This window comes from Flavobacterium sp. NKUCC04_CG (assembly GCF_019345525.1).
In the GTDB taxonomy this organism is placed as follows: domain Bacteria; phylum Bacteroidota; class Bacteroidia; order Flavobacteriales; family Flavobacteriaceae; genus Flavobacterium.
Genome location: NZ_JAHKRA010000002.1, coordinates 59068 through 82372 on the forward strand (window position 1 = coordinate 59068; position 23305 = coordinate 82372).

Annotated in this window: 13 protein-coding genes; 8 read left to right on the forward strand and 5 right to left on the reverse strand. The window is 35.1% G+C overall.

Annotated features, from left to right (window positions below):
- Positions 1-33 precede the first annotated feature (33 nt).
- The 3 genes from KO524_RS01925 to KO524_RS01935 all read left to right on the forward strand — a co-directional run bounded on the left by KO524_RS01925 (position 34) and on the right by KO524_RS01935 (position 5569).
- Positions 34-1848, forward strand: coding sequence for a chloride channel protein (locus KO524_RS01925; RefSeq protein ID WP_219288910.1), 1815 nt, complete (start codon positions 34-36; stop codon positions 1846-1848).
- 153 nt (positions 1849-2001) lie between these two features.
- The gene (gene uvrA, locus KO524_RS01930) at positions 2002-4836 is read left to right on the forward strand and encodes an excinuclease ABC subunit UvrA (RefSeq protein ID WP_219288913.1); all 2835 of its coding nucleotides are present in this window, start codon (positions 2002-2004) and stop codon (positions 4834-4836) included.
- 10 nt (positions 4837-4846) lie between these two features.
- A complete protein-coding gene (locus KO524_RS01935) occupies positions 4847-5569 on the forward strand; it encodes a TIGR00730 family Rossman fold protein (protein ID WP_219288916.1) in 723 nt (240 codons plus the stop codon).
- Positions 5570-5777: 208 nt separating this feature from the next.
- Here KO524_RS01935 and KO524_RS01940 read toward each other — a convergent pair whose 3' ends face one another.
- Complete coding sequence (locus tag KO524_RS01940) at positions 5778-7703, reverse strand: LTA synthase family protein (RefSeq protein ID WP_219288919.1); 1926 nt, start codon at positions 7701-7703, stop codon at positions 5778-5780.
- 447 nt (positions 7704-8150) lie between these two features.
- On the opposite strand from KO524_RS01940, the gene KO524_RS01945 reads away from it, so the two are divergent.
- The 5 genes from KO524_RS01945 to KO524_RS01965 all read left to right on the forward strand — a co-directional run bounded on the left by KO524_RS01945 (position 8151) and on the right by KO524_RS01965 (position 16204).
- A complete protein-coding gene (locus tag KO524_RS01945) occupies positions 8151-9929 on the forward strand; it encodes a long-chain fatty acid--CoA ligase (protein WP_219288922.1) in 1779 nt (592 codons plus the stop codon).
- Between the two features lie 193 nt (positions 9930-10122).
- Positions 10123-10566: a MarR family winged helix-turn-helix transcriptional regulator gene (locus tag KO524_RS01950; RefSeq protein ID WP_219288937.1), complete on the forward strand. Its 444-nt coding sequence runs from the start codon at positions 10123-10125 to the stop codon at positions 10564-10566.
- A gap of 95 nt (positions 10567-10661) precedes the next feature.
- On the forward strand, positions 10662-13052 hold the full coding sequence (locus KO524_RS01955; protein WP_219288941.1) for a 3-hydroxyacyl-CoA dehydrogenase/enoyl-CoA hydratase family protein: 2391 nt from the start codon (positions 10662-10664) through the stop codon (positions 13050-13052).
- 40 nt (positions 13053-13092) lie between these two features.
- Positions 13093-14274 (forward strand): acetyl-CoA C-acyltransferase, encoded by a 1182-nt coding sequence (locus KO524_RS01960; RefSeq protein ID WP_219288943.1) that lies wholly within the window; start codon positions 13093-13095, stop codon positions 14272-14274.
- A 139-nt stretch (positions 14275-14413) separates the two neighbouring features.
- A complete protein-coding gene (locus KO524_RS01965; protein WP_219288946.1) occupies positions 14414-16204 on the forward strand; it encodes an acyl-CoA dehydrogenase family protein in 1791 nt (596 codons plus the stop codon).
- Positions 16205-16510: 306 nt separating this feature from the next.
- Here the strand turns inward: KO524_RS01965 and KO524_RS01970 are convergent, their stop codons facing one another.
- The 4 genes from KO524_RS01970 to KO524_RS01985 all read right to left on the reverse strand — a co-directional run bounded on the left by KO524_RS01970 (position 16511) and on the right by KO524_RS01985 (position 22723).
- Positions 16511-18682 carry a peptidase domain-containing ABC transporter gene (locus KO524_RS01970; protein WP_219288949.1) on the reverse strand — a complete coding sequence of 724 codons (2172 nt, stop codon included), beginning with the start codon at positions 18680-18682 and terminating at the stop codon, positions 16511-16513.
- A complete protein-coding gene (locus KO524_RS01975; protein WP_219288953.1) occupies positions 18675-19922 on the reverse strand; it encodes a radical SAM protein in 1248 nt (415 codons plus the stop codon). The genes KO524_RS01970 and KO524_RS01975 overlap by 8 nt, the downstream gene beginning before the upstream one ends.
- A 69-nt stretch (positions 19923-19991) precedes the next feature.
- Positions 19992-20207: a hypothetical protein gene (locus KO524_RS01980; RefSeq protein WP_219288956.1), complete on the reverse strand. Its 216-nt coding sequence runs from the start codon at positions 20205-20207 to the stop codon at positions 19992-19994.
- 116 nt (positions 20208-20323) lie between these two features.
- The gene (locus KO524_RS01985) at positions 20324-22723 is read right to left on the reverse strand and encodes an outer membrane beta-barrel family protein (RefSeq protein ID WP_219288959.1); all 2400 of its coding nucleotides are present in this window, start codon (positions 22721-22723) and stop codon (positions 20324-20326) included.
- Positions 22724-23305: the final 582 nt, after the last annotated feature.

A 23305-nucleotide genomic window follows, 5' to 3' on the forward strand; every position in this document is an offset into this window, starting at 1 on the left:
GTTTCTCTGCATTATTCCCTGTACTTTTGAATTATGAAAAAAACGAACAAGAACAGAATTAAAAACGCTATAAATCAAGCTTTTAGATATTTACAGGGTTTGATTTATTTTTTAAAATCGATTCTTTCCGAGCGTCAATTTATCTATTTTTCATGTGTTTTGGTTGGAGCCTCTTCGGCTTTAGCTGTAATTGTATTAAAGTATTTTGCCCACTCGGTATTTCGTTTTACCAATTATATAGACGGTATACTGCATTTACCATATAGTAATAGTATCTTACCCATAATAGGTATTTTATTGACTGTATTTGTCATTAGAAAATTTTTAAATGGTAGTATAGAAAAAGGAACTGCCCAAATTATGATTGCAGTAGCCAAGCGTTCCGGTATGATGCCGCGTAAGCAAATGTATGCCCAAATCATTACAAGCTCCCTAACCGTTGGTATGGGAGGCTCTGCCGGACTAGAATCACCCATTACAATTACAGGAGCTGCATTTGGTTCGAATTACGCCCAGGCCTATAAGCTCAATTATAAAGACAGAACCTTACTCTTAGCTTGTGGGGTTGCTGCTGGTATAGCAGCCGCTTTTAATGCCCCTATTGCTGGTGTTCTTTTCGCCATAGAAGTCATATTAGCCGACATGAGCGTTTCGGCCTTTATTCCCATCATGATTTCATCAGCTACGGGTGCCATCGTATCCAATATGGTTATCAAGGAAGATATTTTACTGTCGTTTAAACAGCAATTAACCTTTGATTCCAGCAATATCCCCTATTATATACTTACCGGAATCTTAGCAGGACTTGTATCGGTCTACCACGCTAGAATGTTTCGTAGAATAGAACATTACTTTGCGAAATTTCAAGGAAATGTGTATAAAAAAGCAATGATTGGTGCTTCGTTATTAGCAGTTTTGATATTTTTCTTTCCCATGTTATTTGGTGAGGGTTATGAAAGTATTAAAGCCTTGTCTAGCGACCATCCACAAATGATTTTGGACAATTCGCTTTTGGCCGACTTTAAAACGAGTCAATGGATGTTGTTGTTTTTTGTAGGTTGTACGATGTTTATAAAAGTAGTTGCTACCGGGCTTACTTTAGGTAGTGGTGGTAATGGAGGAAATTTTGCTCCATCACTATTTGTTGGTTCCTATTTGGGATTTGTCATATCCAAATTTGTTGGACTAATTGGTTTAAAAGAGTTGCCGGTTAGTAACTTTACCGTTGTCGGAATGGCAGGGGTTTTAAGCGGTTTGTTTCACGCACCGCTAACTGCGATCTTTTTAATTGCGGAGATTACAGGTGGTTACGGATTGATGATTCCTTTATTAATTGTATCCTCAATCAGTTTTGCCATATCAAAAAATATGGAAAAACACTCAATGGACATCAAATCTATTGCCGATACCGGTATGGTATTTACTTCGGATAAGGACCGTAATATATTGAGCACTATCGTGGCACATAAATACATTAAAAAAGATATCAAAACCTTACTTCCCGATCAATCAACTCAAGATGTAGTCGCGATATTTTCATCGACAAAACAAACTTTTATCCCCATTCTTAACCCCGATCAATCCATTTTTGGTGTAATCAATTTTGATTCGGTTCGCCCGGTTGTATTCAGCTCTTTCCAAACGAAGTTTACACCTATAAAAGATTTGATAGAAACCCCAATTATAGTCTCTTACTCCGATTCAACAGAAGTCATCATCGAGGCATTTGAATCCAATAAAGTCGAAAACGTTTTGGTACAACAAAACAAAAAATTCATCGGATATTTAAATAAATCAGAATTATTGGAAGTCTATCGTTCGAGTTTGAGTTCGATGCGAATTGAATAGTGAATCTATTGTAGTACAGATCTGTACTTCTACATTTAGCGAATAAAACAACTTATCGACAAATTTGAAAATAAGCTAAAGCCCTTGTCAATATATCCAAATTAATTGTCGCAAAACTTATAAAAATGTATCTTTGTATTTTGCCACTTATATATGTTAAAAACAGAAGACACGATTGAAGTTTTAGGAGCTCGAGTGCACAACTTAAAAAATATAGACGTCATTATTCCTAGAGAGCGCTTGGTCGTAATTACGGGACTTTCGGGTTCTGGTAAATCTTCCTTAGCTTTTGATACGATCTATGCAGAGGGACAACGTCGCTATATAGAAACCTTTTCGGCCTATGCCCGACAATTTCTCGGTGGACTTGAACGACCGGATGTCGATAAAATCGATGGCTTGTCGCCCGTTATTGCAATTGAGCAAAAAACCACCAATAAAAGCCCGCGTTCTACCGTGGGAACCATTACGGAAATTTACGACTTCTTACGTCTATTATATGCCCGTGCTGGAGAAGCATATAGCTATAATACCGGCGAAAAAATGGTTAGTTATTCCGATGAACAAATCATCGAGTTAATCACTAAGGATTTTGAGGGTAAAAAAATATTGATTCTCGCGCCTATAGTGCGTTCCAGAAAAGGTCATTATAGAGAACTTTTTGAACAAATTTCCAAACAAGGTTTTCTAAAAGTTCGCGTTGACGGTACTGTCAAGGACATAGAACCCGGAATGAAACTCGATCGTTATAAAAACCACGATATAGAAACCGTAATTGATCGTTTGCACATGGAGGCTAACGAAACCAACCGACAACGCTTGGTAGAGAGTCTCAAAACTGCGATGTATCACGGAGACGACACCATTATCGTGCTGGAACAGGAAAGCCAGTCTATCCGTTATTTTAGCCGTCATCTGATGTGTCCAACAACGGGTATATCTTATTCCAATCCCGAACCAAATAATTTTTCCTTTAATTCTCCAAAAGGAGCTTGCCCAAACTGTAACGGCCTGGGAACGATTAATGAAATCAATCTTAAGAAAATCATTCCTGCCCCTGAATTATCGATTCGAAACGGAGGATTAGCGCCATTGGGACCTTATAAAAACACCTGGATTTTTAAGCAACTGGAAATCATAGCTCAAAAATTTGAATTCAGCTTATCCGATCCGGTGTCCAAAATTCCCGTAGCAGCCATGGAAATGATCCTACACGGAGGTAAGGAGAGTTTTTCGGTCTTATCCAAAACAGCGGGAATTACAAAAAATTATAAAATTGATTTTGAGGGAATCTCCAATTTTATTAAGAATCAACACGACGAAAGCCCTACAGCTTCTATCAAACGTTGGGCTAAAGAATACATGGATGAAATTACTTGTCCAAGCTGTGAGGGTATGCGCCTAAAACAAGAAGCTTTATACTTTAAAATTGACGAAAAAAACATCGGCGAACTCGTACAGATGGACATCGATCAATTGAGTGCTTGGTTTAATAAGGTTGAAAAACACCTCAACAACAAACAATTGCAAATCGGTAGCGAAATCATTAAAGAAATCACTACCAGATTATCTTTTTTAATGGACGTTGGCTTAAACTATTTGATGTTAAATCGAAGCTCTAAAACCCTTTCCGGAGGCGAAGCGCAACGGATTCGTTTAGCTACTCAAATCGGTTCGCAACTGGTTGGTGTTTTATACATACTCGATGAACCGAGTATCGGATTACATCAGCGCGACAACGAAAAGCTGATTCATTCTCTAGAGCAACTACGCGATATCGGAAACTCCGTATTGGTTGTAGAACACGATAAAGACATGATACTCAAAGCAGATTATGTGATTGATATAGGTCCGAAAGCCGGGAAAAACGGTGGTCAAATCATCAGTGCGGGAACTCCTGCCGAATTGTTGCTGGAAGACACTTTAACGGCATCCTACCTCAACGGAAAACTGGAAATTAAAATACCCGAAACGCGAAGAGCGGGTAATGGTCACAGCCTAAAATTAAAAGGAGCTACTGGAAATAATTTAAAAAACGCATCCATATCTATTCCATTAGGCACCTTAACTTGTGTCACTGGTGTATCGGGTTCTGGGAAATCGACCTTGATTAACGAAACCTTATATCCCATTTTAAATGCGCATTTCTTTAACGGAGTTAAAAAACCGCAACCTTATAAGAGTATTGAAGGTTTAGAATTTTTAGATAAGGTTATTGCCATTGATCAAAGTCCCATTGGACGTACCCCACGATCAAATCCAGCAACCTATACCGAAGTCTTTTCCGAAATACGTAATTTGTTTTCTCAAACTGCTGAAGCAGCCATTCGCGGTTACAAACCGGGTCGTTTTAGCTTTAATGTAAAAGGGGGACGTTGCGATACCTGTGAAGGATCTGGAGTACGAACTATTGAAATGAGTTTTTTACCCGATGTCTATGTCGAATGCGAAACCTGTCAAGGAAAACGCTTTAATCGCGAAACCTTAGAGGTGCGTTATAAGGGAAAATCCATTTCGGATATATTGAATATGATGGTGGATGAGGCGGTAGATTTTTTTGAGAACATCCCCAAAATATACCGTAAATTAAAAACCATTCAGGATGTTGGCTTGGGCTATATCACTTTAGGACAACAAAGCACTACCCTTTCCGGCGGAGAAGCACAACGTATCAAATTAGCAACAGAATTATCTAAAAAAGATACTGGAAACACTTTTTATATACTTGACGAGCCCACAACAGGCTTGCACTTTGAAGACATACGAGTATTAATGGAAGTCATAGACAAACTCGTTAATAAAGGGAATACCGTCTTGATTATAGAACACAATTTGGATGTGGTTAAACTTTCCGACTATATTATTGATATCGGTTACGAAGGCGGAAGCAAAGGTGGCAAAGTTGTTGCTACTGGTACACCGGAAGAATTGATAAAAGACAAAAAAAGTTACACTGCTCAATTCTTAAAAAAAGAATTTAAAGCCTAAAAATAGACCTATGAAAGTAGAATTTGAAAACGAAGAAGAGAAAATAACACACACTTTAAAACAAAAAAACTGGAACGAGATTAAAAGCAACGATTCTTGGGCCATTTTTAAAATAATGTCTGAGTTCGTTAATGGATATGAAAAAATGGGACGTATTGGACCTTGTGTATCTATATTCGGATCAGCTAGAACTAAACCAGAGGATAAATATTACGGACTAACCGAAAAAATTGCCTATAAAATCAGCAAAGCGGGTTATGGCGTTATTACAGGAGGTGGTCCTGGTATTATGGAAGCTGGAAATAAAGGGGCTCATTTAGGAGGCGGTATCTCCGTTGGCCTGAATATCGAACTGCCTTTTGAACAACATTTTAATCCCTATATTGATGTTGATAAAAATTTGCAATTCGACTATTTCTTTGTAAGAAAGGTGATGTTTGTAAAATACTCTCAAGGTTTTGTAGTAATGCCTGGTGGTTTTGGAACTTTAGACGAATTATTTGAAGCCATTACTTTAATCCAAACAAAAAAAATCGGGAAATTCCCTATTATCTTAGTAGGTAGTGAATTTTGGACCGGATTATTTGAGTGGATCAAAGCAGTTATGTTAGAAAAATACAGCAACATCAATGCGGAAGACCTCAACTTGATAAAAATTGTAGACAATCCGGACGAAGTAGTTGAAGTTTTAAACAATTTCTATAAGAAATATAATTTAAGCCCCAATTTTTAAATACAATTTAAGCCTTTAGGGGCTTTTTTTGTTGCTATGATATTGGATTAGATAGTTGAGTTTATAGCGAGGACACCCTTTTGAAAAGGAGGATATATCAGCATGATTAATAAGCTTAATCAACAAGCGTTTATTGTAGCACTATTCCAAAAAAACCGCCTAATCAACAAGTGAGTAGGCGGTTTTATAATTTATGAAAAAACAGGATTTACTTATCCAATTTACGATCGATAATTCGCTCGAAATAGTCTTGTAAAAAAGCTTTACAAGCTTTTTCTAAAGATTCCATCTCTGCATTTTTATTCGCAATTAAATTATTTGCCAAAGCTTTATCTTTAATATCATAAAAACCCGTCACCTTTTGTCCGTCAAACGTACAGATATACTTTCCTCTTTGGAAAATATACTGGTTCGCAATATAGTTAATGGTAAAAGGTTCTACTTGATTATCCCCTACCAAACTCCTACCCCAACTTCTAAATGGCTTGTTGTAACCGATTAAATCCAATACCGTAGGATAGATATCTATTTGTTGCGCTAAGTCCGTTCTTTTCCCTTGCAAACGGCCATCGGGTGTGTATATTAAAATCGGAACTGCACTCCTATTAACAATTTTGGTATATTCTTTATATTCTATTTGGTTGGTGTGATCGGCAGTAATGATAAATATGGTGTTTTTAAACCAAGGCTCTTTACTTGCTGCTTCAAAGAATTTCTTAAACGAGTAATCCGTATAACCAATAGTTTGATGAATAGGCTGTGTTCCCTTTGGAAATTTCCCTTTGTATTTTTCTGGAACACTATATGGCTCATGTGAGGAAACCGTAAAAATAGTACTAAAAAAAGGTTGTTGCTTTTTATCTAAAGTTTGTTTGACAAACTGAAAGAAAGGCTCATCCCATATTCCCCATACTCCATCAAACTCCTCATCATTATTAAATTCCGTTCTCCCGTAATAATGGTCGTAACCCAAAATATTTGAAAAGCCTAAGAATCCCATAGACCCATTTGCTGCTCCATGAAAGAAAGAAGTATCATATCCCTCGCTTTTCAAAGTAGAAACCAATGACTCGATTTTTTGTTTTGGATACGGAGATGAGGTAAAGGCATCTTTAAACGATGGTATACCCGCAATGACAGAAGATACCCCATGAATAGATTTACTACCGTTGGCAAATGCGTTGGTAAAATACAAACTATGTTGCGCTAAGGAATCGATAAATGGCGCGTACCCCACATAATTGGGAATATTCATATCTTCATTAAACGATTGGATATATTCTCTGGAAAAACTTTCAGTAATGAATAATACAATATTGGGTTTGGAAGGCTCGTGGTTGGTATAAAACTTTTTAGAACTCAAGTTTTTCTTTAGTTCCTCTTGCGATAGAAATTCAACCTTATTAAAACTGGTTTTTCCAAAAGTTCGAATCAACGAAAACGGCGTATTCAAAATCAAATCGGCATGTTCCGGCTTTTGCACATACCTATTGGCATCAATCATGTTTAATGGTCGGGTGCTCTTTTGTAAATCTCCCCGGATACCGGCTAACATCCCTACTCCAACTACAAGGAAAATGACAACTGATGTACCGAAATACACGGGTTTGTTATATTTCGTCTTAACAGGCGTGATTTTAACCATTTTATATAAAAATATCCAAAGGGCCGCAGTAATCAAGAAAAGAGCAAATACATGCCAATAGTGTATCAAAAACTTAGAAAACAAAACCCCTTTGTTAGACTCATGTTCTAAAGTAGCTGTTACAGCCATAGTAGTTCTTGAAAAAATAAACTTATAATAAATAAAGTCTATAAAATTGGTAGCATAGGCTAATAGATTAAATACGAAGTAAATATAGAATAACACTTTTTGAAAACTTTTACGGGTATTGATCCATAAAGGCAGTATCGACAACAATATAAAAAGTGCATTGACATAGAAAATAGCCGTACGGTCAAAAGTTAGTCCGTGATACGCCAACTTAAAGAATTCAGATACCGAGCTCACATTGAGCAAATCCGAATTGTAAGCAAAAAACAAAGTACGAGCTATAAAGTAAAAAAAGAAGGCTAGAAAGATTCTATACCCCAAAACCAACAATTCTTTAATTCTAAAATTAGCATTATTCATATAACTATTTTTATTTGGAACACAAAGGTAAGTAAAACTTGTATAGATCGGCATAAAAATCAATTCAACTAAGCAGTTGTCAAGGTTTTCTAAACGTGTACTTCAATGGAATTTGAGCTTAGCAAAATAAATCCCCATTACTATTTTATCTATATAATTAACAAAAAGTACTCCATTTCCTTTTCCCAAGCCCAACAAAAGTTCGTAACTCTCTATTTTTAAACCATACAAAATCATAAAATTCTGCTATGATATAGCTAACGGTTTCCACCTTATTTAATTTTTTATTATATTAGCATAGCACCCGTGTACAAATTTTTGAAACAACGGCCAAAACAAGGCGAAATAAACCTCTTTTTTGCTTTTGTCAAATCTCAAGATTAACGCAACCAAGGAGCCATAAAATCAGTTTTTTTTCACTACTTTGCATTTAAAATTTAGAAAATCATGACAACACCTACCAGACTTTTTGATATTCCTTATTTACAATTAAAACAACATAAACTCTCTGATGCTTTTGTTACCAAAACAAATGGGAAATGGGTAAAAACCTCTACCGAGGAGTATATCTCTAAAGCCAACACCCTATCAAGAGCTTTGCTTAGAATGGGAATAGCGGTAAATACTAAAATTGCCGTTATTTCTTCAAATAACAGAACGGATTGGAGTATTTTGGATATTGGAGTACTACAAGTAGGCGCGCAAAACATACCGATTTATCCTACTATAGCACCGGAAGATTATCATTTCATATTAACACATTCCGAAGCGGAATATTGTTTTGTGTCCGATCAAGAGATTTACGATAAGTTAATGCAAGTAAAACACGATCTTCCTAATCTTAAAGAAATTTATTCTTTTGATGAAATTGTTGGATGCAAAAACTGGAAAGAGCTTTTTGAATTGGGTAAGGACACCTCCAACCAAGCGGAGGTAGAACAACGTATGGCAGCTATAGCTCCAGATGATTTAGCTACACTGATATACACTTCTGGAACTACGGGTAAACCAAAAGGAGTTATGCTTTCACATGAAAACATACTCTCCAATGTGATCGGTAGTTCAGAACGCGTTCCCTTTAATTATGAGGACAATTTTAGAGCTTTGAGCTTTTTACCGATTTGCCACGTTTTTGAACGTATGATCATCTATCTATACCAATACTATAGTGTATCCATTTACTATGCGGAATCCATAGAGAAAATGACTGAAAACCTCAAAGAGGTCAAACCTCAAGTCATGACTGTAGTACCGCGATTACTCGAAAAGGTCTATGATAAAATTTATGCAACAGGAACTCAATTAACGGGCATTAAAAAAAGAATATTCTTTTGGGCTATGGATTTGGGCTTTGCTTATGAACCGTATCAAAAAAACGGTTGGTGGTATGAATTTAAACTCGGTATTGCCAAAAAACTTATATTCTCCAAATGGCAGGATGCCTTAGGTGGAGAATTGAAATTACTCGTATCAGGAAGTGCCGCTTTGCAATCCCGACTAACCAGAATCTTTACTGCAGCTGGAATTCCCGTAATGGAAGGTTATGGTTTAACAGAGACTTCTCCGGTAATCTCAGTCAACGACATGAGAAATCACGGCTTTAAAATAGGCACTGTTGGAAAGCCACTTAGTAATATAGAAGTTAAGATAGCTGAGGACGGTGAAATACTCTGTAAAGGGCCGAATGTTATGATGGGATATTTCAAAGATCCTGAAAAAACCCAAGAAGAAATGAAAGACGGTTATTTCCATACTGGCGATATCGGAATTCTAGACGAAGAAGGTTTCTTAAAAATCACCGATCGTAAGAAAGAAATGTTTAAAACTTCTGGTGGAAAATACGTGGCCCCACAGATGATAGAAAATATCATGAAACAATCTCGATTCATCGAACAAATCATGGTTATTGGCGAAGGTGAGAAAATGCCTGCTGCACTAATTCAGCCAAGCTTTGAGTTTATCAAAGAATGGGCCTCTAGAAAAAAATTAGATATCGGAAAAACCGACTTGGAAATCAGTACAAATGCCGAGGTAATTAAAAGAATCTCACAAGAAGTAGAAAAATTTAACTCACAATTCGGTAAATGGGAACAGGTCAAACGATTTGAGTTGACGCCTGATGTATGGTCTATTGACAACAACCAATTGACTCCTACCCTAAAATTAAGACGTAAAATCATCATACAGATGTATCAAAAACTGTATGATAAAATATATCGCGAGTAATATAAAATAATGATAATACATTTTAACGATAATTTTTAACCTAAAATAGTATGCGCGCATACTATTTTTTTTTATATTTGATAATCAATTATTTTTTAAGCCAATGCCCACTAAAATAAGTGTTAGTTTTTTTAACACCAATTTCGATTAATGTGCACAGCGATAAAATAATTAAAACCACAGCCACACACAGATGAAAGACAAAACAATTGATTATATACTTAGAGCTACTTGGCAGGCGGTTGCTAGGATGTACAATGATGAGGCTGGAAAATACGATGCGACAATGGCCATTGCTTTTGCACTGCTTAGTATAGACCGTGAAAAAGGCACTGCCTCTACTGCCTTAGGTCCCAATATGGGAATGGAAGCAACAAGTTTGACGCGGACTTTAAAAAACATGGAGGAAAAGAAACTCATTGTTCGAAAAAAAAATCCTAACGATGGCCGAGGAGTCATTATCAAATTGACTCCATTAGGATTGGAGAAAAGAGCATTATCTAAAGCTGGTGTTTTAAAGTTTAACGAAACGATTAGACAACATATTGGCGAAGAAAAAATACAAACTTTTATGGAAGTTGCAGAAACCATAACAGAAATGGTAAACAACAAATCCATCTTTAACGTCGAAGATTAAAAGCTTAACATTAAATAACATAACTACCACAATAGTTTGATTTATAATGGTTAAATTTATAGAAGAACTTAGAAACCAAAAAGAATATTTATAACATGAAAAGACTAATTAAGAAAATAGCAGTAATAGGATCTGGTATTATGGGATCTGGTATTGCTTGTCATTTTGCTAATATCGGTGTAGAAGTTTTACTTCTTGATATCATTCCTCGCGAATTGACTCCAGAGGAGGAGAAAAAGGGTTTGACCTTACAAGATCCGAGTGTTAGAAACCGAAATGTAAATATGCATTTGACTACAGCCTTAAAATCAAAACCATCTCCTATTTATGACATTTCCTTTGCTAGCAGAATAACTACTGGAAATATTGACGATGATTTACCTAAAATCAAGGATGTCGATTGGATTATAGAAGTTGTAGTAGAACGATTGGATATCAAAAAATCGGTTTTTGAACAAATTGAAAAATACCGCAAACCGGGAACCTTAATTACTTCTAATACATCCGGAATCCCGATTCATTTTATGAGTGAAGGCAGAAGTGAAGATTTCCAACGTCATTTTTGTGGTACGCACTTTTTTAACCCAGCTCGTTACTTAAAATTGTTTGAGATTATTCCCGGTCCTAAAACCGATACAGCTGTTTTAGAATTTCTAAATAACTATGGCCAACAATATCTAGGTAAAACCGCTGTAGTCGCTAAAGATACCCCAGCCTTTATTGGGAATCGAATCGGTATTTTTGGTATCATGAGTTTGTTTCATCTGGTACAAGAATTAAAATTAACGATTGAAGATGTGGATAAATTAACTGGTCCGGTAATCGGCAGACCAAAATCCGCTACATTTAGAACGGTAGATGTCGTTGGTTTAGACACCTTAGTTCATGTCGCCAACGGTTTGTATGAAAACTGTCCGGAAGACGAAGCCCACGAATTGTTTAAACTACCTGCTTTTATACAAACGATGATGGATCGCCAGTGGTTGGGTAGTAAAACACAACAAGGCTTTTATAAAAAAGTAGATAAAACCATACTGGGTTTAGATTTAAACACCCTGGAATATAGAGAACCTAAAAAGACAGCCTTCCCCACTCTTGAATTGACCAAAACCATTGATCGTCCTATTGATCGTTTTAAAGTATTAGTAGAAGGTAAAGACGTAGCAGGTGAATTTTACCGCAAGAGTTTTTCTGATATGTTTTCTTATGTTTCCAACCGCATTCCCGAAATCACCGATGATTTATATAAAATCGACGACGCTATGAAAGCGGGATTTGGATGGGAAAACGGTCCTTTTGAAATCTGGGATGCCATAGGTGTTGAAAAAGCCATAGGTTTATTAAAGGCCGAAAACAAAACCGTTTCCAAATGGGTAGAAGATATGTTGCAATCGGGTATAAATAGTTTTTATACCATAAAAGACGGTGCAACCTATTATTATGATATTCCGACTAAATCATATAAAAAAGTTCCGGGACAGGACTCCTTTATCATCTTAAACAACTTAAGAGACACTAAAAAAGTTTGGGGAAACAAAGACGCTTCCTTAATTGATTTGGGAGATGGTATTGTCAATTTGGAATTTCATTCTAAAATGAATACTATCGGCGGAGGTGTTATCAGTGGGATTCACAAAGCCATCGATTTGGCAGAACGTGATTTCCAGGGACTCGTTGTTGGAAATCAAGGTGCTAATTTCTCTGCGGGTGCTAACCTCGCCATGATTTTTATGATGGCTGCAGAACAAGACTACGATGAACTCAACATCGCTATTAAAACTTTTCAAGACACCATGATGCGCGTTCGTTATTCGGGAATTCCCGTTATCGCTGCTCCCCATGCAATGGCATTGGGTGGTGGATGTGAATTGAGTTTGCATGCCGATAAGGTTGTAGCTGCAGCAGAAACCTATATAGGATTGGTTGAATTTGGAGTTGGATTAATCCCCGGTGGTGGTGGTTGTAAGGAGATGACCCTTAGAGCCTCTGATACCTTTAGAAAAAATGACGTTGAACTCAATGTCTTACAAGAATATTTTATGGCAATCGCTATGGCTAAAGTCTCGACCTCAGCCTACGAAGCTTATGATTTGGGAATACTTCAAAAAGGAAAAGATGTTGTGGTAGTCAACGGCGATCGTCAAATCGCTGAAGCAAAGAAACACGCTTTGTTAATGGCACAAGCGGGATATACCCAACCGATCAAGCGCAAAGATATAAAAGTACTGGGAAAACAGGCCTTGGGAATGTTCCTAGTAGGTACAGACAGCATGCAAGCGGGTCATTATATCTCTGAACACGATAAGAAAATCGCCAATAAATTGGCTTATGTTATGGCCGGTGGTGATTTATCGGAATCCACCTTAGTATCGGAGCAATATTTATTAGACTTGGAACGCGAGGCCTTTTTATCGCTTTGTGGCGAACGCAAAACCTTAGAGCGCATTCAATTTATGTTAACCAAAGGAAAACCCTTACGCAATTAATCGGATAACAAGTCTAGCAAACCCCTAAAACCAAGAGAATATGAAAACAGCATATATAGTAAAAGCCTATCGTACGGCGGTTGGAAAAGCCCCAAAAGGTGTATTCCGATTTAAAAGACCTGATGAATTGGCAGCAGAAACCATAGAATTCCTGATGCAATCCCTACCCGATTTTGATCGCAGTCGTATTGATGATGTGATGGTAGGAAATGCGATGCCTGAAGCAGAGCAAGGATTAAACATGGCGCGTTTAATTTCGTTAATGGGATTAAAGATAAACGATGTACCCGGAGTGACAGTCAATAGATATTGTGCCTCTGGAATTGAGACCATAGGTATGGCTACGGCTAAAATTCAATCCGGTATGGCCGATTGTATTATAGCAGGTGGTGCAGAAAGCATGAGTTATATCCCTATGGGAGGTTATAAACCCACTCCAGACTATCAAGTTGCCAAAGCGGGTAATGAAAGTTATTATTGGGGAATGGGTCTTACCGCAGAAGCCGTTGCCAAACAATTTAACGTTAGCAGAGAAGACCAAGATGAGTTTGCCTTCCACTCTCACCAAAAAGCATTAAAAGCACAAGCAGAAGGAAAATTTGACCAACAGATTGTCCCGATTACTATTGATCAAGTATATGTTGGCGAAAACGGAAAAAAAGCGACGAAATCTTATACGGTAGCCAAAGATGAAGGACCACGCCTTGGAACCTCCATCGACGCCCTTTCTAAATTAAGACCGGTATTTGCCGCTGACGGAAGTGTAACCGCCGGAAACTCCTCTCAAATGAGCGACGGAGCAGCCTTTGTATTGATTATGTCTGAAGAAATGGTCAAAGAATTGAATTTAGAACCAATTGCTCGTTTAGTCAACTATGCGGCAGCTGGTGTAGAACCAAAAATCATGGGGATGGGACCGGTAAAAGCCATTCCAAAAGCCCTGAAACAAGCAGGACTACAATTAAAAGATATAGAGTTAATCGAACTCAATGAAGCCTTTGCTTCACAATCTTTGGCTGTAATTCGCGAATTGGGACTTAATCCAGACATTGTCAACGTCAATGGTGGTGCTATTGCCTTAGGACATCCCCTAGGATGTACGGGCGCAAAACTATCCGTTCAATTGTTTGATGAAATGAAAAAACGCGGACAAAAATACGGTATGGTTACCATGTGTGTAGGTACCGGACAGGGAGCTGCCGGGATTTATGAATTATTGTAATCAAAACGAAGATTTAAAGCATTCGTGTTCTCACGAAATACAAACCGACGATAATATTGAATTCGATTTTGCACTTTAAGAGTGTAACTTCCTTCCAAATTATCAAAACTATGAACCAAAAATTAAAAAACATATTACCATGGAAAACATCACACGTGGCGGACAATTTTTAGTAAAAGAAACCCGCTCAGAAGACATATTCACTCCAGAGGATTTCTCTGAAGAGCAAATCATGATGCGCGACTCTGTCAAGGAGTTTGTCAATAAGGAAATTTGGCCTAACAAATCGCGTTTTGAAAAGAAAGATTACGAGTTCACCAAAGACTGTATGAAAAAAGCAGGAGAATTGGGACTTTTAGGAGTTGCTGTTCCGGAGGAATACGGAGGATTGGGGATGGGATTTGTTTCAACCATGTTAGTATGTGATTATATTTCAGGCGCAACGGGATCTTTTTCGACAGCCTTTGGAGCACATACGGGAATTGGAACCATGCCGATTACCCTTTATGGATCAGAAGAACAAAAGAAAAAATACGTACCGAAATTAGCTACTGGTGAATGGTTTGGCGCCTATTGTTTGACCGAACCAGAAGCGGGATCCGATGCTAATTCAGGTAAAACCAAAGCGGTACTTTCCGACGATGGAAAACATTATAAAATAACAGGACAAAAGATGTGGATTTCCAATGCAGGATTCTGCCAATTGTTTATCGTATTTGCTCGAATTGGTGACGATAAAAACATCACCGGATTTATAGTGGAAAACGATCCGAGTAACGGTATTAGCTTAGGCGAAGAAGAACACAAATTAGGTATTCGCGCATCTTCTACGCGTCAGGTGTTTTTTAACGACACTAAGGTTTCGGTAGAGAACATGCTTTCGGAGCGCGGAAACGGCTTTAAAATAGCCATGAACGCCCTTAATATCGGTAGAATCAAATTGGCTGCTGCTTGTTTGGATTCACAACGCCGATTAATTACTCAATCGGTTACTTACGCCAATGAACGCATCCAATTTAAAACTCCTATCGCCCAATTTGGAGCAATCAGAAGTAAATTGGCCGAAATGGCAACCAATTGTTATATCGGTGAAAGTGCTTCTTATCGTGCTGCAGCGAGTATAGAGGATCGTATCAAGGCGAGAATTGCAGAAGGAAACTCTCACCAAGAGGCAGAACTCAAAGGCGTTGAGGAATTTGCTATAGAATGTTCTATCTTAAAGGTAGCGGTATCCGAAGACGTTCAACATTGTGCTGATGAAGGAATCCAAATTTTCGGAGGAATGGGTTTCTCAGAAGACACACCGATGGAAAGTGCTTGGAGAGATGCTCGTATTTCAAGAATCTACGAAGGAACAAACGAAATCAACCGTATGCTAACCGTGGGTATGTTGATTAAAAAGGCTATGAAAGGTCAGGTAGATTTACTAGGACCGGCTATGAAAGTTAGTGAAGAATTAATTGGAATTCCCGATTTCGATACTCCAGATTTTTCAGAATTATTTGCCGAAGAAAAACAAATCATTGCCAATTTGAAAAAAGCCTTTTTAATGGTTGCTGGTAGCGCTGTACAAAAATACGGACCCGATCTAGATCAACACCAACAGTTGTTGATGGCAGCTTCTGATATGTTAATCGAGATCTACATGGCAGAAAGCGGTATTTTAAGAACCGAAAAGCTGGCTAAAGCACAAGGTCAAGATAAAATAACAGAACAAATTGCTATGGCTCAATTGTATTTGTATCACGCTGTAGATATCATCATCGAAAAAGGTAAAGAAGGTATTTCTTCTTTTGCTGAAGACGACGAGCAACGCATGATGTTAATGGGATTGAGAAGGTTTACTAAATACACCAACTTACCTAATGTTGCCAAGTTAAGAGAAATTATAGCTACCAAATTGGTAGAGAAAAACGAATATTGTTTCTAGTAAACATTAAAATAAGTTTAGTTTGTTTGAGAAAATCGCTGTGTCCTTTATGGATGCAGCGGTTTTTTTTTGTATCTTATTCCTGTTCGCCTTCGAATACCATACTCACTCTCCTTGTAATTACTGAAATTTCTTATTCATAGCGTGACTCACCAAGAATACCCATTATTTTTCCTTATAGGATATATTAATAAAACATAATAAATAATACAATCGCTATCAAGAACATGGAAACAATACCGATTACAAATCCAATAATTACTAATGATTTTGGTATATCTCCTAAAATTTGATTATCGTTTTTCATCATTGACCTAATTCTAATTGATTACTAATTAAATTAAAATACATCCCTTTCATCTTAACTAAATCGTCGTGTGTTCCAGCTTCTAATACGCGACCTTTATCTAATACTAAAATTTGATCTGCATTTTTTACTGTAGACAACCTATGAGCTACAACGATCATTGTTTTATTGCTAAAAAAATCATTGATATTATTCAATATAATCTTTTCATTTTGAGAATCTAAAGAATTGGTAGCTTCATCAAAAAATAAATAATCGGGATTTTTATAAATTGCTCGTGCTATTAATATGCGTTGTCTCTGTCCATGACTAATTTGAAGCCCTTCCGGTCCAATAATAGTATCGGTTGTCAATGTTAACGAATCTACAAATTCCGTGATATTTGATAATTTTATAGCGTGATCCAATTTGATATAGTCTGGATTTTTTTCTAATGAAATATTATATTTTATAGTATCGGAGAAAATCACACTATCTTGCAATACAACACCGCATTTACCTCTCCATAATTGATTATCTAAATCTTCTAATAAATTTTTTCCTACTTCTATAAAACCCTCTTGAGGATTATAGAACTTTAAAAGCAACTTTAAAAGTGTTGTTTTCCCACTTCCGCTTACACCAACAATTGCAGTTGTTTTATTTTTTGGAATTATGATGCTAATATCCCGTAGCACAAAATCTTTATGCCCATAGGTAAAAGAGACATGATTCAACTTTATATCTTTGATGTTAGGAAGCTGTTTTACACTTGATTTATTTTCTTCTTCTTTCTTACTGTATATTTCATTCAATCTTTCAAAACTTACCTTAACAAGCTTTATGTGTAAAAAAAAATTCAATAGATTGCTAATTGGACCGTTCATCCCTGCTAGAATAAACATAACAGACAACATGGTCCCAATAGTCATTGTTTGATTTATGACTGCCATAGCAGCAAAGAAAATAACGACTATAGTTTGAAAAAAATTTATAAATCTATAAGCTTCGTACTTTTGATCCAATTTAAGTTTTTCAAGCTTATTCACATATAAATTTCTTTGAATATACTGCCATTCCTCTTTTTTTTCTTCCTCTAAATTATTCAACTTTATTTCCTGAACAGCATTAATAATCTCATAGATTTTATTTTGTTCTCTTGAGAGCAATGCAAAATTTTTAAAATCGTTTATTCTTATTTTTTCGAGAAATTTAAAAATCCAAGTAATTTCTATCAACGTACAAATTAAAACGACTAAAAATATTTTTACGTCAAAATACAGTAGCACTAATGAATAGACAATAAGGCTAAGAATTGAAAAAACAATTTGAATTAGCTCCTTTGATAAAAACTGTTCTATTCTTTTGTGATCATTAACCCGCTGAATCAAGTCACCTATATTTCTTGAATTAAAATATTTTAAGGACAATGCCATTAGTTTTTTTAAGTATTCAGATACTATAGATAAACTAATTCTACTACTAATGTGGATAAATAACCACGATCGATAAAACTCTAATCCTATTTTACTTATAAATAAAACAACTTGTGCTATTAATATTAGATATACATAATTCACATTTTTTAAAACCACCCCTTTATCTACTATTTGTCTAGTAAAAAAAGGAAAAATCAACTCGATTATTATAGATAATAACAGTGTAAATGAAATCACTAAAAAATGAATTTTGTATCTGTGTAAATGTTTTTTAATAAAATCTAAATTCAATTCTCGTTTAGTGCTCAGCTTTTTATACGAACGTATTTTTTCAGTTGATTCCAGTAGCAAAATGACACCTTCTTTCTCATTTTGTGTCCATCCTTTAAGAAACTCCTCTATACTATAAATGGTTTTTCCGAAAGCAGGATCAGCCACATAAATTTTATTGTTTTTTATTTTATAAACAACGATAAAGTGATTTTGATTCCAAAAAAAAATAGCTGGTAACACAACATTACTAATTGTTGTTTCATAATCGATTTTCACTATTAAGGATTCAAAGCCAACTTCATTTGCGAACAAACTTAAGTCAGAAACTGAAATTCCTTGTTTAAGAATATTTGTAGTATCAATTACCTCTTCACTTAACTCGAAATCCTTATTAAAGAATTTTCCAAGCATCTTTATACAAGCAAATCCACAATCTTGACTATCTAATTGTTTTATAAAAGGGATATTTTTTTTACGCATATTCAATTTTTCGGAAACTTTCTAAAAGGTCAATATAATCCGGTTCCTCAATAAGCGGCAATTCGTTCAAAATAATTTGGTTTGCCTCTTCAAAAGTTAGCTTTTCAATCCCCGTATCATTCTTTATCTCTTCCGGAATTTCATCTACTACCCTATTCTGAATATGAGTAATTAATCTCAATAGATCTTCACAATAAACAGAAGGATTATTAAATCCATTTTTAGAACTATATCTATGCGCTATAAACCCTCCCCCACAAACTGAATTAACCGGACATGCAAGACATTTTTTTGGTAGGTATTTCCCGCTATTGTAGTAAATTTTAGCTAAATTATTATGTAAGGCATCATTAAATTGATTTTTAAATACGTCTAGATCATTCTTTGTGAATTTTTCTCCACAGATTTTTAAAACATCTACCGCCTCTACTGCTCCATTTGTTTCAACGACTAAAACATTATTTGTAGAGCTCCCTAACAAATCAACGTGGTAGGATCCTCCAAAAACAGCTCTTATAATAACTTCAAAAAAACGAATTGACAAATAGTCTTTTTCCATGATCCATAGTTCGAAAACCTCAATCAGCCATTGCGCAGACTTTCCAATATTAAGGGCATCAAATTGGTCATAATTCTCATCTAATAATAAGAAATCTAAACCTAAAATCCCAAGATCCTTAAAATGATCGTAAGTTGAAGTAGGATTTGAATTGGTATTCAATACAGTAAGTATTCCAAAAGGATGATTTTTAAGCTTATAATTACATATTTCAATCCCTTTTACTACTCTATCATAAGTACCATTACCTTTAAAATCGAGCCTATTAGCATCGTTATACTCTTTCGTTCCGTCAAGACTTATTCCAACGGTAATTGAATATTTTATAAAAATATCGCACCATTCGCGATCTACTAACATTCCATTCGTTTGTATAGATAATTTTATTTTAAAATTACTATCCTCTAACCCCTTTAACTTTTCAACAATACTAATAAATTTTTCCTTTCCTACTAACAAAGGTTCGCCTCCATGCAAATATATATTAAACACTTTCACGTTATGTTCTACCCGGTGTTCCTTAATTCTTAAACACAATTGATCTATAGTTTTAGTTGAAATAGCTTTTGGTTGTGTAAGATAAGAAGTGTCTCCCATATTGTACATATAACAATAACTGCAGTTTATATTACATCTACTTGCAATTTTTAAAACTATAGAATGTATAAATAAATTTTCCATATCTAATTTTCTATTTATAGTTTAAAACGCGTAGCTGTTCTGCTCAACAGCTACGCCTTTTAAAATTAATTAAATCAACTGCTGGCTAATTTGTACATTTCGTCCAAAAGATTCTCCCCAAGATTCTCCCCAGGATTCTCCCCAAGAAGGAGGAATTGAATCCATAGCACCACCTAACTTAAATACCATTAAAGCATTCGTTTTTAAGGTTGGGTTGTTCAGGTTAGATAATGATTCTTCAGCTTTTTTCAAATCATTCTTTTCTAAAAAAAATTTTCTGTTCATTTTCTTATAAATTTAAATTAAACAATGGAACCATAGTTAGGGATTAGCTCTACCGTTTCGCCCATATCTACTCGCGCAAGTATGTTTTTATTTAAAAAATCAAATGACTAAATTTCTTAGTTAATCCTTTGTTTTTCTTCTTTAATAACCTCTTCTTTCTTACTCATCTTAAAACTTTTACCAAAATTATAAGCTAGACTCAGCCTTATTCTTCTAATATCGGCATAATCGAAATTATGTTGACTGATTCCATTAACTGTTTGAGAAAATGTTTTTCTATTTGTTTTCAGTATATCCACACCATTCACCGTTAAGGTGCATTTATTATTCAAAAAAAGCATCCTAAATCCAAGGTCTATTTGATGATAGGCAGATAATAGGTAACTCCCTGCAACTGAAGGAGAATTATATTTGTAAATCAATTCGAATCTAAACCTATTTTGCTGGTCTAATCTCAATGAATTGGTCGTACTAAAATTAAATGTCCAAGCCTCAATATCCGGTACTGTGACCGTATTTGAAGTTGTCTTTTTATAAAATAAACTAATATTATTTCTACTATCCCAGATTCTTTTTAGATTGAATCCATAACTCTGATATAATCCGGCACTTGTTTGATTATAAAAATTTATAGGAATAACTCTTTGGAAATAGGAATCCGGCTCTACAAAAACAACCTGATCAAATCCATTGTTTATAAAACTCGCATACAGCATCGTATATAAACTGTTGTACATATAGGACAATTCTATATTATTAGTATAGTAAGGTTGCAAAAATGCATTTCCTTCCGTATAATTAAAAGAAGTACTATAAAATCTAAAAGGGTTTAATAAATTATAAGACGGGCGGTTAATTCTCTTATTATAAGTTAAAGCCCAAGACTTGTTTGACACCTTCGAGTAATTCAAATAAAAGGTAGGAAAGAGTTTAAAATAATTAGAATTATTAACTTGATCTATGGTAAGGGAGTGCCCTTCAAGTAGGGTGTTTTCTCCTCTAAAACCAGCTTTAAGTGTTAAAAATTCAGAGATTTGCTTTCTGACTGAAAAATAAAAAGCTTGTGTATTTTCTTTGTAAATAAATACGTTACTTTTAGTTGGATCTAAAATCGAATTTCCAGATGTGCTATCAAAAAAGAATGCATCACTTTTATTATTAATAAAACTGAGTTTAGTTCCAAAATTTAGATAAATCCAATTTGTCGGATATTCAAAATCCACTCTAGATGTCAAGATTTCTATGTCAAGATTTCCTTTATTGAGTGCAGAAAAATGCTGTGATGGGTTCACTATTTCATCAACGTAAAAAGATTTACTTCCAAAAATATTTTCTGTTGCGGAATTGTATTTTAAATAATCGAAATCCAAATTTATTTTTCGGCCAAAAGTATCGACTTCAATTACCGAAAAAACATTACATACCTTTGTTAATCTATGTGAGTCAATCCTTGAATTAGTCACAATTGTTGAATCTAAAACACCAATATTATTGTAAATCAAGGAGCTGTTAATGGTCTTTGTTAGTGGTAAGCTATTTGAAAGAGAGTACTCTCCTCCTATTTTTAACCTATTATTAATTTTATAGGCTACTGAAAATCGACCTACGAGGTTATTTAGATAGTTTAGCTTAAAACTTTCTTCCTTCCATATATATTTCGGATAATTTAAAGTATATGCTTGATATGGTTGAAAACTCCCATTCGAATAATTGATACTAGAGGTAAGCGTTAATTTATTCTTTTGAAAATTTAAGTTTCCTCCAACGCTTGCGGTCGAACTCTTTGATTGTGATAAAGTAGTGCTTAGAGTACTGTGAAAACTGTCCTTCTGTTCCGCTTTAGTTATAATATTGATTAAGCCACTATTGCCCTGAGCATCATATTTCGCGGAAGGACTTGAAATAACTTCAATACTTTTTATTGTTTCAGTTCTTAAATTCTTAAGAAAATTGACCAAATCATCCCCTGCTAAATTAATGATTCTCCCATTTAACATGACCCCCATACTACTTTTTCCAACCATACTTATCTGTCCATTTTGGACAAGAATTCCAGGAGTAATATTTAACGCATCTAACACATCTCCACTACTTGCGATTACAGAATTTTCTAAATTAAACACCAGTCTGTCGACCTTGCGCTCAATTATTTTTTTAGCGACATTAATGGTCAGTTCATTAAGCATTAGAGCCACATCAATTTCAAACGTCCCAAGATCGATATCCTCTGTAAAAATCAGCTCTTTCCTTAAAAACTCAGAGCCATAGTATTCTAGTATCAAGGTATAATTTCCCTCTTCAACTGTTACAATAAACCGCCCGTCCCCATCCGTCAATACAACTATTGGAGAGTTGTCATCCTCTTTTATTAAAGTAACATGGACTAAATCGACAGGCTGAAAATCCATATTAACAACTTTTCCTTTTATAGTATATTGTTGTCCATACGCTTTTGCATGACACAATACCACTAACATATAAAAAAAGAACTGTTGTAAAATACTTCTCGTGACCATACTCTTTGATTTTTATCTCATATATATCCCTTATAAAAACATGTGTTATTAAGCTAAAAAAGAATTCTTGTAAAAAAGACTCTAGATAAAAATAAAAAAAACACTATATTATGAAAATAAAAAAATCATAAATTTTTACTAAAATTTATAAATTAATAATTTAATCAAAAATAATCGACACTATTAAAACATATATGTACCTAAAAATAGATAATTAATATTTTTATAAAAATGGAGAAATATACGAAATAACCTAAGTTTAACTAGATTCTAGAAGTTTAACAAGTAGCATAATGAGGAGTGAATAGTGTTTTTTGTGATTTATAGCATTTTTTTTAAATGCCGATGCAGTTTATACACTCTCATTGTAGTGTTATAAACTGCAGTTGTTTGAATATAAAATAAGTAATTATCGATAAAAATATGTTGAATTTTTTAAGAACACCCTGCTGTACTTTAAAAAAGACACTCGAAATCAACATTAACCGTTAGTAAGGTGTTGACTTCTTAGTTCCTTAACGCTTTGGTTTGGGTATAGTTTTTTTCTTTCTAAGCAAACAACCGAAAATCAAATGTATTCTA

What these genes read in the sequence shown, in the direction of transcription:
- KO524_RS01975 (WP_219288953.1), bottom strand. Translation starts at nt 19,922, where the DNA reads ATGGAAAATTTATTTATACATTCTATAGTTTTAAAAATTGCAAGTAGA.
- KO524_RS01960 (WP_219288943.1), top strand. Translation starts at nt 13,093, where the DNA reads ATGAAAACAGCATATATAGTAAAAGCCTATCGTACGGCGGTTGGAAAA.
- KO524_RS01950 (WP_219288937.1), top strand. Translation starts at nt 10,123, where the DNA reads ATGAAAGACAAAACAATTGATTATATACTTAGAGCTACTTGGCAGGCG.
- uvrA (WP_219288913.1), top strand. Translation starts at nt 2,002, where the DNA reads ATGTTAAAAACAGAAGACACGATTGAAGTTTTAGGAGCTCGAGTGCAC.
- KO524_RS01955 (WP_219288941.1), top strand. Translation starts at nt 10,662, where the DNA reads ATGAAAAGACTAATTAAGAAAATAGCAGTAATAGGATCTGGTATTATG.
- KO524_RS01980 (WP_219288956.1), bottom strand. Translation starts at nt 20,207, where the DNA reads ATGAACAGAAAATTTTTTTTAGAAAAGAATGATTTGAAAAAAGCTGAA.
- KO524_RS01925 (WP_219288910.1), top strand. Translation starts at nt 34, where the DNA reads ATGAAAAAAACGAACAAGAACAGAATTAAAAACGCTATAAATCAAGCT.
- KO524_RS01940 (WP_219288919.1), bottom strand. Translation starts at nt 7,703, where the DNA reads ATGAATAATGCTAATTTTAGAATTAAAGAATTGTTGGTTTTGGGGTAT.
- KO524_RS01970 (WP_219288949.1), bottom strand. Translation starts at nt 18,682, where the DNA reads ATGCGTAAAAAAAATATCCCTTTTATAAAACAATTAGATAGTCAAGAT.
- KO524_RS01985 (WP_219288959.1), bottom strand. Translation starts at nt 22,723, where the DNA reads ATGGTCACGAGAAGTATTTTACAACAGTTCTTTTTTTATATGTTAGTG.
- KO524_RS01935 (WP_219288916.1), top strand. Translation starts at nt 4,847, where the DNA reads ATGAAAGTAGAATTTGAAAACGAAGAAGAGAAAATAACACACACTTTA.
- KO524_RS01965 (WP_219288946.1), top strand. Translation starts at nt 14,414, where the DNA reads ATGGAAAACATCACACGTGGCGGACAATTTTTAGTAAAAGAAACCCGC.
- KO524_RS01945 (WP_219288922.1), top strand. Translation starts at nt 8,151, where the DNA reads ATGACAACACCTACCAGACTTTTTGATATTCCTTATTTACAATTAAAA.